The organism is Collinsella sp. LCP21S3_A3, from assembly GCF_052118905.1.
GTDB lineage: Bacteria > Actinomycetota > Coriobacteriia > Coriobacteriales > Coriobacteriaceae > Collinsella.
The window spans coordinates 20,558-37,277 of the sequence record NZ_JBQKGH010000011.1; the positions used below are offsets into that span (position 1 = coordinate 20,558).

Consider the following 16,720-nt stretch of genomic DNA (forward strand, 5'->3'; position numbering starts at 1 on the left):
CTTAACGCACAGTGCATAAGTATATCCGTTGCACTTTAGTTGTATAAACTACAGTCGCTCACTATCGGCGAACGGTTGTCCTAGAAAATCGTTTTACCAACTATCCACAGAGAAGGGGCGCCCGGTTGGAGCGCCCCTTGTTTAGGGTTTTTATTAGGTTTTAGATCGTCTGTGGACTAGCGGCGCTTGCGGGTGGCCGTTGCCTTGCGGACGGAGGTCTTCTTGGTCGGAGCCTTTTCCTCGGCTGGAGCGGCGGGGGAGACCGGGGCCTTCTTGGCGGGTTCGGTCTTTGCCGTAGCCTTCGGAGCGGCCTTGACCTCGGCGGCCTTCGGTTCCGGCTCGGCCTTTACTGCGGGTTTGTCCTTGGCTTTAGCCTCTGCCTTGGGAGCGGCTGTCTTGGTCGTAGCCTTTTTGGCCGTTGTCGTGGCGCGCTTGCGTGTGGTGGTCTTGGCGGCCGGCTTTGCCTCGACAGCTGCCTTGGCCTTGGGCTCGGAGGGCGCCTCCTCGACCTTGACGGCGGGCTTTGCAGCAGCCTTCGGGGCCGTCTTCGCGGCGGCCTTCGTCGTAGCAGCCTTGGTCGCCGGCGACTTCGTAGCCGTGGCCTTCTTGGCGGTCGCGGTCTTGGTCGCGGTCGTCTTCTTGGCAGCGGTCTTGGCCGGAGCCTTTGCCGCGGTCTTAGCCTCGGCAGTGGCAGCCTCAGCGGTGGCCTCGGCCTTTACCTCGGGAGCGGCCTCGGCTTCGACGGCCTTCTTGGCAGCGGTGGTCTTGCTCGTAGCGGCCTTCGTGGTCGTGGCCTTCTTAGCCGCCGTCTTGCGGGTCGTCGTCTTCTTGGCGGCAGGCTTCGCCGTGGGCTTTACCTCGCCGTCGTCAGCCGGCTTCTCCTCGGCCTTGGGCTCCTCGGCAGCAGCGGGCTCCTTAACGGGTGCCGCAGGCTCGGCCTCGGCAGCAGCGGGCTCCTTAACGGGTGCCGCAGGCTCGGCCTCAGCGGCAGCCGGCTCCTCCACGGCCGCAGCAGCCTCCACTGCCACCGGCCTCTCAATCTCCGGGTGCATAAAGAAGTACAGGTCCAGATACTTATCGGCCGAACGTGTCCAGCTAAAGTCCTGGCTCATGGCCTGCGTGACCAGCTGATTCCAGGCCCCGCGGTTATCCCAGAACAGGCGAGCCGCGCGGAACACCGCGTCGCCCATCTCGTCGCCGTTAAAGTGACTAAATGAGAAGCCCGTGCCCTCGCCGGTAAACTCGTTGTACGGTTGCACGGTGTCCTTCAGGCCACCGGTCTCGCGCACAATGGGCAGGGTGCCGTAGCGCATGGCGATGATCTGCGACAGGCCACACGGCTCAAACTTCGAGGGCATCAGGAACATATCGGCGGCGGCGTACATGCGCTGCGAAAGCGCCGGGTCAAACTCGATACGCGCCGCCATGGTGCCGGGGTATTTGTACTGGAAGTAGCGCAGTCCGTCCTCGTAGTCGCGGTCGCCGGTACCCAGCACGGCCACCTGAACGCCACCGGACAGGATGCGGTCGAGCGCGTACATGACCAGGTCCATGCCCTTCTGTCGCGTCAGGCGCGTGACCATCACCATAAGCGGGCGGTCGTCGCGAATCTCGAGCCCCAACTCCTCCTGCAGCTTTGCCTTGCATACGGCCTTCCCCGCACGGTCATCAACCGTGTAGTTGGCGGCAATGCGCTTGTCGGTCGCCGGATCAAAACCCACAACGTCAATGCCGTTGAGGATACCCTGCAGAGCGTAGGAACGCTCGCGCAGCACGCCGTCCAGGCCCTCGCCAAACTCGGGCGTCTGGATCTCGCTCGCATAGGTGGGGCTCACCGTGGTGATGGCATCGGCATAGTGCAGCGCGCCCAGCATATAGTTAATGCTGCAGGCGTCACAGCGCAACTGCGTGGCAGCTGCCGGAATATGCGCCACACCCAGTATGTCTTCCATCACGGTATCGCTAAACTGACCCTGGAACGCCACATTGTGGATCGAGAACACGGTCTTGACGCGGTCGTACAGCGGCAGGCCTTGGTAGAACTCTCGCAAGAACACGGGCGCCAGCGCCGTCTGCCAGTCGTTGCAGTGCAGGATGTCGCACTCAAAGCCTTCGGGCAGGTGCTGCAGGCTCTCGGTGATGGCCTTGGAGAAAAACGCGAAGCGCTCGCCGTCGTCAAAGAAGCCGTAGGGATAGTCGCGCGCAAAGTAGTGCTCGTTGTCCACGAACATATAGGTGACGCCGTCGTGCTCGAGCTTCTCCAACCCGCAGTACTCGTTGCGCCAGCTCAGGCTCACGTAAAAGTCGGTAAAGTGCTCCATCTGCGCCTTGTACTCGTCCTTGATGGTGGCGTACTTGGGCACCATCACAATGACTTCGGCGCCAGCGCGCACGAGTGCCGCAGGCAGCGAGCCCGCCACGTCACCCAAGCCACCGGTCTTAACAAACGGCGCGCACTCTGCCGAGGCAAACACGATCTGCATCTTTTTGCTGGTTTGTGCCATTTTGTCTCCCATGTTGCAATTCGAGAATAGTCGCCTGGCGCTAACCGGGCGACTATTCTACAAGTTACGTGCGATTATGTGGTGCCAACGTTAACGAGCGATGGTGGTATCGGAAGTTAACGGAGCCTTGCCCAGCACCAGGATGTTCTCGGGCGTACCGCGAAGCTCGGTGTTGGTGGGAACCACGTTGTTCTTGTCCAAGATGGCGTTCTCAACACGGGCGCCGCTCTTGATGATGCAGCTCTGGTTGATGATCGAGTTGGTCACCGAGGCGCCTTCCTCGATCACAACGCCGCGCGACAGAATCGAGTTGCGCACGGTGCCCTTGATGATGCAGCCGGCCGAGATGATCGAGTTGCAGGCGTGGCTGCCGGTCGCGTAACGCGAAGGCGGCACGTCGTGGGCCTTGGTCAGGATCGGACGCTCGGGGTCAAAGAGCTGATCGGCAACGGTCTGGTCGAGCAGGTCCATGCTGCGACGATACAGCGATTTCTCGCTAAACACGCCCACGACCTCGCCCTTGTACTTGTAGCTGCACACGTCGATGTTGCCAAAGTCGCCCTGGAGTGCCTCGAGCAGGTCCAGATAGTCGGCGGCTTGGTAGTGGTCGATGATCTGGAGCAGCGTCTCGCGGTTGACGATGCAGCAGTCCATAGAGGCGTTGTCGCCGTACGCGACGCCGGCGCTTACGCCCGTCAGGCGGCCGTTCTCGTTGATATCGAGCTTGGTCTCGTCTTCGATGTTGTGCGTGGCCTTGCAGTACACCACGGTCATCTGGGCACCGGATTTCTCGTGCGCCTCGATAATGGTGTTGAGGTCCATGTTAAAGATGACGTTGGTGCCCATCATCACAACATAGGGCTTGTCCGAGCGCTGGAACAGCGTCTTGTTGGAGATGATGTCGCGGAGCAAGAAGCGCATGCCGCCCTTGGTGGTGCCATACGCGTTGCCGGGCACCATGAACAGGCCGCCGTTCTTGCGGTCCAGGCCCCAGTCCTTGCCCGAGCCCACGTGGTCGATCAGCGAGCGGTAGTTGCCCGGCATGACAACGCCGACGGTCTTAATGCCGGCATTCATCATGTTGGACAGCGGAAAGTCGATCAGGCGGTAGCGGCCCAAAAACGGAACGGATGCGATGGGGCGATCCTTGAGCAGCACGCTGCCGTAGGTCGAAGAGTAGTTAGCGGTGATATAGCCGATGGCCTTGCGATTGATCATCGGATCATTCCCCCTTCCCGACAACGACGTCATTTCCAACGACGGCCGTATCCTTGGTGGTATCGACAGAGCCGAGCTTCACGCCCTCTTCGACCGTGGAGTTCTCGCCCAAAATAGCGCGGCAAATGTGCGCGCCGCTCTTAACGTGCGCACCCGGCAGCAGCACGGAGTCCTCGACCACGGCGCGCTCCTCGATGATGACATCGGTCGAAAGGATCGAGTGGCGAGCGGTGCCGTAGATCTTGCAGCCATTGGAGACCAGGCAGTCGTCCAGGCGACCGTCCGGGCCAATGTAGTGCGGCGGACGCGTGGTGATGTTGGACATGATGGGGAAGCTCTTGTCAAACAGATCGAACTCGGGGTTGTTGCCCAGCAGGTCCATCGAGGTCTCGTGGAAGCTGGCGATGGTGCCAACATCCTTCCAAAAGCCGTGGAACTCGTAGCTGTACAGGCGCTTGTTCTCGCCGAGCAGCTTGGGGATGATGTCCTTGCCAAAGTCGTGGCTCGAGCGCTGGTCCAGAGCGTCCTCCTCGAGCGCCTTGATCAGCACGTCGGCCGAGAAGATGTAGATGCCCATGGACGCGAGGTTCGAATCGGGCTTCTCGGGCTTCTCCGTGAACTTGGTGATGCGGCCGTCCTCGGGGTCGGTGGTCAGGATGCCAAAGCGGCTGGCCTCCTCCCACGGCACGGGCATAACGCTCACCGTGAGGTCGGCGTTGTTCTCAATGTGCGTCTTGAGCATCTTGCGGTAGTCCATGCGATACAGATGATCGCCCGAAAGAATCAGGACGTATTTGGGGTCGTTGGACTTGATGTAGTCGAGGTTCTGCGTGATGGCGTCGGCCGTGCCCGCATACCATGCGCCACCGGTTTGCGTTTCGTACGGCGGCAGGATCGACACGCCACCGTCGCGGCTGTCCAGATCCCACGCCTCGCCAGAGCCCACGTAGGCATGCAGCAGATAGGGACGATACTGCGTCAGAACGCCCACCGTGTCGATGCCCGAATTGGAGCAGTTGGACAGCGAAAAGTCGATAATGCGGAACTTGCCACCAAAGCTAACCGCCGGTTTAGCGATCTTTTGGGTGAGTGCCCCCAATCGGCTTCCCTGTCCTCCTGCGAGGAGCATCGCGATGCATTCTTTCTTACTCATCGGTTTCTCCTTCTGTCATCGATGTTCCTAAACCCATTAGCGACGGGCGCGGCGCTCGGTCGCGCCCGTCGAGTAATGCCGTGCGGCAAAGGGAACTCGCGGCCTTTAAGCGTGCCAGATCTCGTCGCGGTACTCGCGAATGGTGCGGTCGCTCGAGAACCAGCCGCTCGAGGCGGTGTTGAGCAGCGCCTTGCGGTTCCAGGTCTCCTGGTCGCCATAGCTGCCCGTGAGCTTCTCCCATGCATCCACGTAGCTGCGGAAGTCTGCCATGACCAGGTCGGGGTCGTTGTTGTTCATAAGCTCGTTGTAGATGCTCTCAAAGTTGCCCGAAAGGCCGGCAAACGTGTTGTCCTTGAGCTCATCCATCACACGGCCCAGACGTTCGCGATCATTGTTGAGCGTATCCCACGCAAAGTAGCTGTTCGATGCCCAGAGCTGCTCGACCTCGGGAGCGGTCAGGCCAAAGATCGCCTCGTTCTCGCGGCCGGCCAAATCGGCGATTTCGATGTTGGCGCCGTCGAGGGTGCCCAGCGTAATGGCGCCGTTCATCATGAGCTTCATGTTGGACGTGCCCGAGGCCTCCTTGCCAGCTGTGGAAATCTGCTCCGAAATCTCGGCGGCAGGGTAGATGAGCTGGGCGTTGCTCACGCGGAAGTTGGGGATAAAGCAGACCTTCATGACTTCGTTGACGCGCGGGTCGTTGTTGATGACCTCGGCCACCGAGTTGATCAGGCGGATGGTCTCCTTGGCAAAGGTGTAGCTCGAGGCGGCCTTGCCGCTAAAGATAAAGGTCGTCGGTGTCACGTGGAAGTTGGGATTGGCGATGCGACGGTTGTAGATGTCCATCACCTTCATGATGTTCATGAGCTGGCGCTTGTAGGCATGAAAACGCTTTACCTGAACATCGAAGACGGTGTTGGGGTCAATAACCAGACCGGTCTCTGCCTTAACGTAGGCGGCAAGACGCTCCTTGTTGGCGCGCTTGGAGGCACCCACGGCCTTCAGGAACTCGGTGTCGTTCTGAAAACCTTTAAGTTTCTCCAGCTCAAAGGCATCCTTCAGCCAGCCGTCGCCAATGGCCTCGGTCACGAGCTTGGCGTAGGTGGGGTTGGCCTCGGCAAAGAAGCGACGGTGCGAGATGCCGTTGGTCTTGTTGTTGAACTTCTCGGGCGTCAGGGCATAGAAGTCCTTGAGCACATTGTTCTTGATGATATCGGAGTGAATCTTGGCCACGCCGTTGACGCTGTGGCTGCAGATCACGGACAGGTTGGCCATGCGAACCTCGCCGTCCCATAGGATGGCGGTCTGGCGCAGACGCTCCTGCCAGCCCTCCTGCGTAGTATCGAACGACTCATGCCAACGACGGCTGATTTCGTCGATGATCTGGTACACACGGGGGAGGAGCTTGGAGAACGTGCCGATGGGCCACTTCTCCAGGGCCTCGGGCAGGATGGTGTGGTTGGTGTAGCTCACGACCTGCGTCACGATGTTCCAGGCGTCATCCCACTCGAGCTTCTTCTCGTCGATGAGGATGCGCATGAGCTCGGGGCCGCACATGGCGGGGTGCGTATCGTTGGTGTGGATGGCCACAAACTGCGGCAGCAGCTCCCAGTTCGCGCCGTGTTCCTTCTCAAAGGTGTCGAGCAGGCTATAGATACCGGCCGAGACAAACAGGTATTCCTGCTTCAGACGCAGCAGACGGCCGTGCTCGCCGGCGTCGTTGGGGTAGAGGATGGCGCTGATAGCCTCGGCCTCGGCGCGCTCGGCGTCGGCCAGGGCGTAGTCGCCGCGGTTGAAGGCCTCCAGATCGAAGTGCTCCTCGACCGGCTCAGCGGCCCAGACGCGCAGCTTGTTGACGGTCTCGCCGGCATAGCCCACCACGGGGATGTCATAAGGGACGGCCAGGATGTCCTGCGTGTCCACGGTTCGATAGAACGTGCGGCCGTTCTCCTCAAAGCCCTCGACGCGGCCACCAAACTTAATGGTCACGGCCTTGTCCTGACGACGGACCTCCCAGGGATAGCCGTTGGTGAGCCACTCGTCGGTGGTTTCGACCTGGCTGCCGTTGACGATCTCCTGTTTAAACAGGCCGTAGCGGTAGCGCATGCCGTTGCCGTAGCCGGCAATGCCCTCGGCTGCCATGGAATCCAGGAAGCATGCGGCCAGACGACCCAGGCCACCGTTGCCCAGCGCCGGATCGGGCTCCTGGCTCTCGATGACGGACAGGTCAAGGCCCATATCGTCGAGCGCCTCGGCGACCATGTCGCGCACGCCAAAGTTGAGCAGGTAGTTGTCAAGCAGGCGGCCGATCAAAAACTCGATCGAGAAGTAGTACACGCGCTTCTTGCCCTCGGCTGCCGCACGGGCGTCGCTCTTGGTGGCAACGGTGCGGGCCTTCTCGGCCACGAGCTTGGCCAGGGCGTTAAAGCGATCCAGGTCGCTGGCGGCCTCGACGTTCTTGCCGCTAATGCTCATGACGGCATCGCGATAGAGCTCGGTAAACTCCTGCTTGTTGTCGAAGATCTTATTCATACGTTCCTTTCCCCCGGGGATGTTTCTCCCGGAACGGTTGTGACTTGTATCCTACGCCCCGCTGGGGCGGGTAATTACAGCTGTAACGGCTTTGTTACGCATCCTTAGGTGACGACTTAACAGAAGCAGACTTGGCTTTGGTGGCGGCTTTTTTGGCAGCCGGCTTCTTGGTCGCGGTAGCCTTGGCAGCGGGCTTTGCGGCGGCCTTAGCCTTGGCCTTGGTCGTCGTAGCCTTCGCCTTGGCCGGAGCCTTCTTGGCGGCCGCTGGCTTGGGCTTCACCGAGGACGCACGCTTGCGGGTCGCCTTCTTGGGCTCCTCGACCACGGGCGGCTTATAGCTGCTGGGGCCGCGACGCTTAAGCACCACGCCTGCCAGGCTGGGCACCTTAATCTCGATGGAGTCCATCTGCCCGTTCCAGGGATAGGGCTCGCTCGAGCAGGTGTAGGGCTCCTCGCCAGCATAGCCGCTGCCGCCAAACTCGGGACGGTCGGAGTCAAAGATGACCTCCCAGTCGCCCTCACGCGGCACGCCCACACGGAAGCTCTCGTAGGCCGCCGGGTCAAAGTTGATCAGGATCACGAGGTCGTCATCGACGTTTTCGCCCTGACGCACAAAGCTCACGATGGACTGTTTGGAGTTGTCCGCGTCGATCCAGGTAAAGCCGTCGTCATTGTAACCGCGCTCGTACAGGGCGGGCTCGGCGGTATACAGGTGGTTGAGCGCCTTAATGAACGCCTGATGGTGTGCATGGGTCTCATACTGCTCGGTCAAGAACCACTGAATAGATTCGTAGTAGCGCCACTCGATAAACTGGCCGATCTCGTTGCCCATAAAGTTGAGCTTGGCACCGGGGTGCGTCATCTGGTAGAAGGCGAGCGTGCGCAGGCCGGCAAACTGGCGCCACCAGTCACCCGGCATGCGGCCGATGAGCGAGCACTTGCCGTGCACGACCTCGTCATGGCTGAGCGGGCAGATAAAGTTCTCGGTAAAGGCGTACATGATGGAGAACGTGAGCAAGCCATGGTTGCCGGGGCGCCACGGAAAATCGGTCTGCATGTAGTGCAGGGTGTCGTTCATCCAGCCCATGTCCCACTTGTAGTGGAAGCCCAGGCCGCCGTCCTGCGGCGGATAGGTCACAAGCGGCCACGCGGTGGACTCCTCGGCCATCATCATCACGTCGGGGTAGTGCGCCTCAACAGCGCAGTTGACCTGACGGATAAACGCGCTGGCGTCCAGGTCCTCCTCGGTACCGTACTTGTTGAACTTCTTTTGGCCAGGATCGTCAATGCCAAAGTTGAGGTACAGCATGCTGGACACGCCGTCCATGCGAATGCCGTCCACATGGAAGTTCTCGATCCAGTACAGCACGTTGGAGACCAAGAAGGAGCGGACCTCGCCGCGGGCGAAGTCAAACTTGTGCGTGCCCCAGTTGGGGTGAATCTCATGCTCAAACAGCATGTGGCCGTTAAAGGTGGCAAGGCCGTGGGAGTCGGCGCAAAAACCGCCGGGTACCCAGTCCATGATTACGCCGATGCCCGCCTCGTGGCATGCATCGATAAAGTGCATGAGCTGCTGCGGGTTGCCGTAGCGCGACGTGGCGGCAAAGTAGCCAGTCGTCTGGTAGCCCCAGGAGCCATCGAAGGGGTGCTCCATAAGCGGCATGACCTCGATATGCGTGTAGCCCATATCGCGCACGTAGTCCACGAGCTCCACCGACAGGTCGTCGTAAGTGTAAAACTCGCCGCGCTGCGCAGGGAAGGGGTCCATGGGACCGGGGTAGTTGCCGTACTCGTCCGGCTCGCCCTGTGGCTCGTCTCCGTGGCGCTTCCACGAGCCGATATGCACCTCGTAGATGTTGAGCGGCTGCGACATGTGGTTGTGGCCGGCGCGGCGCTTGAGCCACGCGGCGTCGTTCCACTGGTAGCCATCGAGGGTCCACAGCACGCTCGCCGTTCCCGGAGGGCACTCGGCCTTAAAGGCGTACGGATCGGCCTTGTAGAGCTTTTCGCCCTCGTTGGTCTCGATGAGGTATTTATAGAGCTGGCCCTGCTCGGCTCCAGGAATAAAGCCTTCCCAGATAGCGCTCGTGTGTACGGGCACCAGCGGGTTGGCTTGTTCGTCCCAATTGTTGAATTCACCGATAACGTGGACGCTCTTAACGTCGGGCGCCCAAACGCAAAAACGCCAGCCGCGCGTGCGCTGCTGCGTGTCGGGATGCGCGCCCATCTTTTCCCAGCTGCGCTCCCACATTCCAATGCCAAACAGATAGACATCGTCCTTGGTGAGCTCCGGTGCGTGCGGGGCGGCTTTACGGGTAGCGGGCTTTTTGGTTGCTGGCTTTAGCTTTGTATCGCTCACGTTTGATCCCATCATGACGCGGCAGCGTGTTGCCTTGGTGACTAGATGCGAAAGGTCCAAGGCTGCACGAATCGAAGGGACGGCGATAGCTCTATGAGTCGTCCCACCTCGCGTGCACGGTGGAACTTTCGGCAAAAACTACAATAACACCTGTCCGTTACTTTTATGGACGAAAGTGGATTTACGGTGGCGTTTAATCGGTGAGCGCCATGTTTATGCCACTGACAGAATTGCGATGGTAAAACTCTTGACAGTTTTACCAATTAGGGTTTTCAAGATATTTAGATTTACGTTTGGTAAAACGTTTTTAGCAGGTTGTTTACCATTTGACATTGAAAGGTTTGCGAATGAACCACACAGCCGCCTCTAATGTTGCTTTTATTTTTGATTGCGACGGCACACTGGTAAATAGCACCCCCGTTTGGGACTATGCGTCGCCCGAACTATTGCGGCGTCACGGCATTGATGTAACGATTGACGATTTTGCCCAGTTTGAGCATTTGTCGCTCGAGGACGAGTGCCAGGCCTACCACGACACGTGGGGCATTGGCGAAAATGGCGAGGAGCTGTATCGCGAGCTGAGCGACATCCTGATCGATGGCTACTCCAAGGTGCCGCCGCGCGAGGGGCTCCTGGCGTTTTTGGAGCAGGCGAAATTGGCCGGCATTGCTATGTGCGTGGCCACATCCACGCCGGCCGAGCTGGTGCAGTCCGCACTCGCGGGTGCGGGGCTCGACGCCTATATGGAGTTTATTACCACGACGGGCGAGGCGGGCCGCTCCAAGCAGTTCCCCGATGTGTACGAGCTGGCGCTGCGCCGCCTGGAAGGGCGCCACGGGCACAAGTTTGAGCGCGCGTGGGTGTTTGAAGACGCCGTCTTTGGCCTTAAGAGCTCTGGCGCTGCAGGCTTTAAGCGCGTGGGCATTTATGACCCGCACGGCCGTATGGAGCGCGACGAGGTTCGCGACAACTGCGACATCTTTATCGATAGCTATGAGGACCTGGATTTGGCCCGCGTGCTTTCGTTTGAGGGCTAGGCGAGGGCCGTGGCTTGCAAAGTATTAGTTGTTTGCGGCTCACCGGTGGTGGCGAGCGCGGATCTGATGCGTCGACTAGCGGTGGAGTGCGACCACGTTGTCGCCGTGGACCGCGGGCTCGACGCGCTGCTGGGCGCCGGCCTGGGCTGCGACGTGTATGTAGGAGATGCCGACACGGTGAGCGACACCGGTCGCACGTTGGTCGATGCTGCCGAGGCCTTTGAGGTTGAGCGCCACGACCCCTACAAGGACTATACCGATCTGGCACTTGCGCTCGATTCCGTCCGCCGTCGCTGGCCGGGTGCCGAGGTGGTTGCGACCTGCGCCACCGGCGGTCGCCCCGACATGGCCCTGTCTGTGTTAGGGCTACTGGCAGGCTATGCGGACGCCCCCGTCTGGATCGAAGAAGACGAAGTGACAGCCAGATTCCTGCACCAGGACGAGACCTGGACCATCGAGGGTGCCGAGGGCAAAACGTTCTCCATCATCGCCATAGCCCCCAACACAGAAATAAGCGAACACGGCCTAGAGTGGGAGCTAGACCACAGCCCCCTCGGCCTGCTAGCCGACACCGGCATCAGCAACATAGTAAGATCCACCGCAAAGATCGAAGTTCACTCTGGCACTGCAATAGCGTATTTGTTGCGTGAGGGTTTTATCGGGACTGAGGGCGAGTAGGCAATCGCCGCGTGAGGGTTTTATCGGGACGGCGGGCGAGCAGGCAATCGCCGCGTGAGGGTTTTATCGGGACGGCGGGCGAGCAGGCAGTCGCCGCGTGAGGGTTTTATCGGGACGGTGGGTTAATTAGCTGGTTTTGGCTAAGCCAAAACCAGCTAATTCAGCCCCGTCCCAGGAAAACCCGTAAGAAAAAGTTTCAACAAAAATCTCTTGCATCAAGCAAAACATTCCCCTATAGTATCTCCTCGTCACGGGGGCGTAGCTCAGCTGGGAGAGCGCTTGACTGGCAGTCAAGAGGTCAGGGGTTCGATCCCCCTCGTCTCCACCATCGTGAATGCAAAGGCCTTCGTAAAACCGAAGGCCTTTTTTCATACCTGTCCACACTACAAACCAAAGTGACGCTCGCATCAACCTGTAAAAAGTTGCGCAATTACCTCCCCGTTTTGTACAAAGTTTGTTAGTCAAAACATAATAGTTTGAGCAATTCACGCCGCCAGTAATACATCTCAGGCAGTGCTCACCAACCAACACACCCCTATAAACCTGCGGTAATGTGTGCAAGGCGGCACAATATCCCCCATAACCACGGCAAGTAACCAATATGTTGCTCAAAACACCCCAAAACGTATGGGCTACCTGCTGTGCTAGGATAACTAACATTACATGGGTTCAACTGTGTTCACGGCTCCAGCAAGCCGCAAAGCACAGGGTCGATCAGCATCCGGCCGTAACGGCGGTGCCAGAAAAACCACGAGCTCCAATACCGTCGTCATGCGTATCGCATCGAAAGGCTTTGTTTTTGTCTACGGGCAAGGCGTTCTTTCGATTCGATATTCCATGACTCATCGCAGCAGTCCTACAGCTGTTTGCGTGCGATTCAGTTTTGTTCCCGCTTGACTGGATCGCACGCAGGCAGCTGGGGTCGCGGTCATTTTGCGATACACGTCCGCGACTCTAGCAACTGCACTTATACATACCGTTCACGGTGGGGCAGAGCCACGCGCTTGTCTAACTGGGCTCAGGGTTTGAATATGGAGCGCCTTCGCGCACAAGCGCCCTGGCGAAGCCATACCTAAACCCCGTGAGCCACACGTAAGACAGCAAGGGGGTGGTGCTCGTGTGGTATGTGATTCAGGTCATTAATGGTCGCGAAGATGTAATGCGCGAGCGCATTGAGCGCATGGTGCCGGCTGGCAACATTCAGGAGCTCTTTTATCCCCAATTTCAAACCGAGATCAAGGTACACGGCGAATGGGTCAACACGACCAAGCCGCTCTTTCCCGGTTACCTTATCTGCGATACGGCAGATCCCCGCACCGTGCAACAGTATCTGCTGCGCATGGACGACTTTGCCCGGGTGCTATCCCAGGACGGTCAGTTTGTGCCGCTGGCAAAAGAAGAGGTCCAGCTTATTGGCAGCTTTACTCATGCGGGAGACCGCGTTGTGCCCATGAGCGAGGCCTTAAAGGACGGCGACCAGGTCGTAGTGACGGCAGGTCCGCTGCTGGGCCACGAAGGCCTTATCAAATCCATTAACAGACGCAAGAGCACTGCTTATTTGGAGCTCGACCTGTGTGGCCGACGCGTAACTACGCGCGTTGGCCTTGCCGTGCTTTCGGCCGATCAGCGCGCAATGCGAAACCTTAAAAAGGCGATCGCCTAACTACGGGCGACTGTTTAACGGGACAGGGAGGATCCCCGGGGGCGGGGACGTAGGCTAAGAGAGAATGTATTTAATGGGCGAAATCAAAACTGCTGCACTGTTGCTGTTTATCACTGCTCTGGTGGTGACGTTGTTTACGGTGCCACTTGCGTCAAAGATTGCATGGAGGGTCGGCTCGGTTGATTATCCGAGCCGACGTCGTGTAAATACCAAGCCTACTCCGCGAATGGGCGGGATTGCTGTAATGCTTGGCATGGCAGTTTCCTTCCTCGTTTGGGTCTTGGCTGCTCCTTCTCTTGGTATGCCTTCTACAATTCAAGTTTTGTCTTCCAATGGGGTAAATCCTTTGGGAGTGGCTGTGGCTATAGCGGCAATGTTTACCGTTGGCGTTGTCGACGACGCAATTCAACTTACTGCTCTCAATAAGTTTTTCTGGCAGATTGTTGCCGCTTGCATTGCTGTTGCATCGGGTGTTGTTATTGGCCAAATTGCAAGTCCGCTATATGGTGGCTATCTCGATCTTGGCATCTTTGCCTATCCACTCACAGTTATTTTCCTGGTTTCCTTCGCCAATATCATTAACTTAATTGATGGCGTTGATGGCCTCGCGTCAGGAATTACTGCTGTTTGCAGTGCCGCACTATTTGCTATGGCGGTTTTGACCCTCCGTTTTGAAACCGCCGCTTTGGTTGCCGCTCTTTTCGGTGCAACGCTTGGCTTTTTACGCTGGAATTTTAACCCTGCAAAAATTTTCCTTGGAGATTCGGGCTCGCTACTTCTTGGATTCTCCCTGGGCTTGGCTGTCATGCTGCTTAATACGGGCCATACTACCCTCTCGATGATCCTTGCTCCGATTGTTATGGTCGGTGTCCCCATTCTGGATACCTTTGCTGCAATTGTTCGCCGGTCTCGTGTCGGAGTTAGTATCGGTACGCCCGATAAGGGACATATTCACCACCGACTTCTCAAACGTGGCTTTGGGCAAAAGGCTCTAGTTGCAATCATATATGCCATTACTGCCCTGCTGTGTGTGTTTGCATTCATCATTACCCAGGTCCCGCTCATCTGGAAGCTGCTTATCTTTGTTGTCTTGGCCGCGCTCGCAATTCTTTTGGGCGTGTATCTGCAGATGTTCGTTCCTGTTGTGCGTAGGAGATTTGATCCGGAGACTGGCGAAAACGAAGTTGTTCCCATCAATGAAGTTGACGAGTCCGAGGATTATACAAAGGACGAAATTGCCTCTGCACTTGTTGGTGCGGTCGATGTCGATAAGGTCTCTGCCGGTCCCTCATTTAAGACCGAGCGTCCTCTGCGTGTTTTGGCTGTTAGCCAGCATTATTGGCCTGAGCCGTTTGCTATTGCCGATGTCTGTGAGGGACTTGCCGCCATGGGCCATGAGGTTACGGTGCTCACTGGCACCCCAAATTATCCTGATGGCGATATCTATCCTGGTTATGAGCGCGGTGCTCGCGGCAGTCAGGAGCGCAACGGCGTTCATATTAGACGTGTTGAAATCATTCCTCGTGGACGTGAAATTTGGCAGCGAGTGATCAATTACTACAGCTTTAGCTCTAGGGCTACTAAAGAAGCTCTTAGGATGAATGCAGAGTATGACGTTGTCCTTTCGTTCCAGACTTCACCCGTTATGATGGCAAGACCTGCACTTGCATACGGTGAAAAGCATAACGTGCCTGTTCTTTTGTGGTGTCAAGATCTCTGGCCCGAAAGTCTGACTGTTGGCAACATCAAGCGTACGTCCCTCATTTTTAAAGGCTATGCACGGGTTTCTCGCAAGATTTACAACGCTGCCACCGTTTTGGCTGTTACATCTAGAAACTTTAGCGACTACTTTAAGTCCGTTCTAAAAATGAATCGTGATACGGTCTATCTTCCGCAATATGCAGAGGATATCTTCAATGAAGAGGCTCCTAAGCGTTCAGAGTATGATTCCGCAAAAGTAAATCTAACTTTCGCTGGCAACGTCGGAATTGCTCAGGCTGTGAATACATTTGTAGAAGCCGGTCACTATCTTGAAGGCGACCCGAGATTTGCACTGCACGTTGTGGGTTCCGGCTCTGAACTTGAGACTCTTAAGAGATATAAGAGTGAGATTGGTGCTTCGTGCGTTGAATTCCATGGGCGCCATCCTTTGGCTGAGATGCCGTCGTTCTATGGCTCAAGCGACGCAATGGTTGCCACTTTTGCCAACAATTCGATTCTCGGCTATACGCTCCCCAGAAAAGTTACGTCCTATATGGCGGCCGGAAGGCCTATTTTGGGCACCGTGACCGGCGAAGCCCGTCATGTGATCGAAGAGGCTGGATGTGGTCTGTGCTGTGATCCAGAAGATCCTGAGGGCCTCGCCTCTATCTGCAGGCAGTTTGCCGATATGTCACCCAGTCAGCGCGAGGAGATGGGTAGGCGCGGAAGACGTTATTACGAAGAGCATTTTGCAAAAGACAGCTTCTACACGATTCTCGAGAAGGAGCTTCAGGCTATGAAGGATGGCAAAAATGAATAACTGCGGCGGTACGTTCACTGGTAAGACCCTCATGATCACGGGCGGCACCGGCTCGTTCGGCAACACCGTACTTAAGCACTTCATGAACACCGACCTGGCCGAGATCCGCATCTTCTCCCGCGACGAGAAGAAGCAGGACGACATGCGCCACCGCCTGCAGGAGAAGTCGCCCGAGCTCGCCTCCAAGGTGCGCTTCTTCATAGGCGACGTCCGCAACGCCCAGAGCGTGCGGGACGCCATGCACGGCGTGGACTACATCTTCCACGCCGCTGCCCTGAAGCAGGTGCCCTCCTGCGAGTTCTTCCCCATGGAGGCCGTGCGCACCAACGTCATCGGCACGGACAACGTCCTGCACGCTGCCATCGACGAGGGCGTGGACCGCGTAGTGTGCCTTTCCACCGACAAGGCCGCATACCCCATCAACGCCATGGGCAAGTCCAAGGCCATGATGGAGTCCATCATCTACGCCAACGCCCGCAACGGCGCCGGGCGCACCACCATCTGTTGCACCCGCTACGGCAACGTCATGTGCTCGCGCGGCTCTGTCATCCCGCTTTTCATCGACCGCATCCGAAAGGGCGAGCCGCTCACGGTCACCGACCCCAACATGACACGCTTCCTCATGAACCTGGACGAGGCCGTCGACCTGGTGCAGTTCGCCTTCGAGCACGCCAACCCCGGCGACCTGTTTATCCAGAAGGCGCCGGCCTCCACGATCGGCGACCTCGCCGAGGCCGTGCAGGAGGTCTTCGGCCGCGTGGGCACCCAGGTGATCGGCACCCGCCACGGCGAGAAGCTCTTCGAGACCCTCATGACCCGCGAGGAGCGCCTGCGCGCCGAGGACATGGGCGGCTACTACCGCGTGGCCTGCGACTCTCGCGACCTGAACTACGACAAGTTCGTCGTGGACGGCGAAGTGGAGACCCAGGCAGACGAGTCCTACACCTCCCAAAACACCGAGAGGCTCGACGTGGAGGGCACCATCGCCAAGATCAAGACCGCCGAGTACGTGCAGCTGGCCCTGGAGGGCCGCGAGCACGAGGCGGTGCAGTAGG

10 protein-coding genes and 1 tRNA gene are annotated in these 16,720 nt (G+C 58.2%); 6 read left to right on the forward strand and 5 right to left on the reverse strand.

What is annotated here, in order from left to right:
• Positions 1-176: 176 nt before the first annotated feature.
• From glgA to glgB, 5 genes are all read right to left on the reverse strand, one after another.
• Entirely contained in the window at positions 177-2,504 is a 2,328-nt protein-coding gene (gene glgA / locus ACTQ0H_RS06785) for a glycogen synthase GlgA (RefSeq protein WP_441547986.1), read from the reverse strand.
• A 90-nt stretch (positions 2,505-2,594) separates the two neighbouring features.
• Positions 2,595-3,722: a glucose-1-phosphate adenylyltransferase subunit GlgD gene (gene glgD, locus ACTQ0H_RS06790; RefSeq protein WP_441547987.1), complete on the reverse strand. Its 1,128-nt coding sequence runs from the start codon at positions 3,720-3,722 to the stop codon at positions 2,595-2,597.
• A gap of 4 nt (positions 3,723-3,726) precedes the next feature.
• Positions 3,727-4,875 carry a glucose-1-phosphate adenylyltransferase gene (locus ACTQ0H_RS06795; RefSeq protein WP_441041080.1) on the reverse strand — a complete coding sequence of 383 codons (1,149 nt, stop codon included), beginning with the start codon at positions 4,873-4,875 and terminating at the stop codon, positions 3,727-3,729.
• Positions 4,876-4,980: 105 nt separating this feature from the next.
• On the reverse strand, positions 4,981-7,407 hold the full coding sequence (locus tag ACTQ0H_RS06800) for a glycogen/starch/alpha-glucan phosphorylase (RefSeq protein WP_441547988.1): 2,427 nt from the start codon (positions 7,405-7,407) through the stop codon (positions 4,981-4,983).
• A 94-nt stretch (positions 7,408-7,501) separates the two neighbouring features.
• A complete protein-coding gene (gene glgB / locus ACTQ0H_RS06805; RefSeq protein WP_427729048.1) occupies positions 7,502-9,781 on the reverse strand; it encodes a 1,4-alpha-glucan branching protein GlgB in 2,280 nt (759 codons plus the stop codon).
• Between the two features lie 332 nt (positions 9,782-10,113).
• On the opposite strand from glgB, the gene ACTQ0H_RS06810 reads away from it, so the two are divergent.
• From ACTQ0H_RS06810 to ACTQ0H_RS06835, 6 genes are all read left to right on the forward strand, one after another.
• Positions 10,114-10,803: an HAD family hydrolase gene (locus ACTQ0H_RS06810; protein ID WP_441547989.1), complete on the forward strand. Its 690-nt coding sequence runs from the start codon at positions 10,114-10,116 to the stop codon at positions 10,801-10,803.
• 9 nt (positions 10,804-10,812) lie between these two features.
• A complete protein-coding gene (locus ACTQ0H_RS06815; RefSeq protein WP_441547990.1) occupies positions 10,813-11,481 on the forward strand; it encodes a thiamine diphosphokinase in 669 nt (222 codons plus the stop codon).
• Positions 11,482-11,733: 252 nt separating this feature from the next.
• Positions 11,734-11,809 (forward strand) — tRNA-Ala (locus ACTQ0H_RS06820).
• 783 nt (positions 11,810-12,592) lie between these two features.
• Positions 12,593-13,144 carry an antiterminator LoaP gene (gene loaP, locus ACTQ0H_RS06825; RefSeq protein ID WP_441547991.1) on the forward strand — a complete coding sequence of 184 codons (552 nt, stop codon included), beginning with the start codon at positions 12,593-12,595 and terminating at the stop codon, positions 13,142-13,144.
• A gap of 73 nt (positions 13,145-13,217) precedes the next feature.
• A complete protein-coding gene (locus ACTQ0H_RS06830) occupies positions 13,218-15,665 on the forward strand; it encodes a glycosyltransferase (RefSeq protein ID WP_441547992.1) in 2,448 nt (815 codons plus the stop codon).
• Positions 15,649-16,719 (forward strand): polysaccharide biosynthesis protein, encoded by a 1,071-nt coding sequence (locus ACTQ0H_RS06835; protein WP_441547993.1) that lies wholly within the window; start codon positions 15,649-15,651, stop codon positions 16,717-16,719. Before ACTQ0H_RS06830 ends, ACTQ0H_RS06835 begins: the two co-directional genes overlap by 17 nt.
• The last annotated feature ends 1 nt before the right edge of the window (position 16,720 follow it).

Coding starts and splice junctions, on each gene's coding strand:
- glgA (WP_441547986.1), bottom strand. CDS start 2,504: ATGGCACAAACCAGCAAAAAGATGCAGATCGTGTTTGCCTCGGCAGAG.
- glgD (WP_441547987.1), bottom strand. CDS start 3,722: ATGATCAATCGCAAGGCCATCGGCTATATCACCGCTAACTACTCTTCG.
- ACTQ0H_RS06795 (WP_441041080.1), bottom strand. CDS start 4,875: ATGAGTAAGAAAGAATGCATCGCGATGCTCCTCGCAGGAGGACAGGGA.
- ACTQ0H_RS06800 (WP_441547988.1), bottom strand. CDS start 7,407: ATGAATAAGATCTTCGACAACAAGCAGGAGTTTACCGAGCTCTATCGC.
- glgB (WP_427729048.1), bottom strand. CDS start 9,781: ATGATGGGATCAAACGTGAGCGATACAAAGCTAAAGCCAGCAACCAAA.
- ACTQ0H_RS06810 (WP_441547989.1), top strand. CDS start 10,114: ATGAACCACACAGCCGCCTCTAATGTTGCTTTTATTTTTGATTGCGAC.
- ACTQ0H_RS06830 (WP_441547992.1), top strand. CDS start 13,218: ATGGGCGAAATCAAAACTGCTGCACTGTTGCTGTTTATCACTGCTCTG.
- ACTQ0H_RS06835 (WP_441547993.1), top strand. CDS start 15,649: ATGGCAAAAATGAATAACTGCGGCGGTACGTTCACTGGTAAGACCCTC.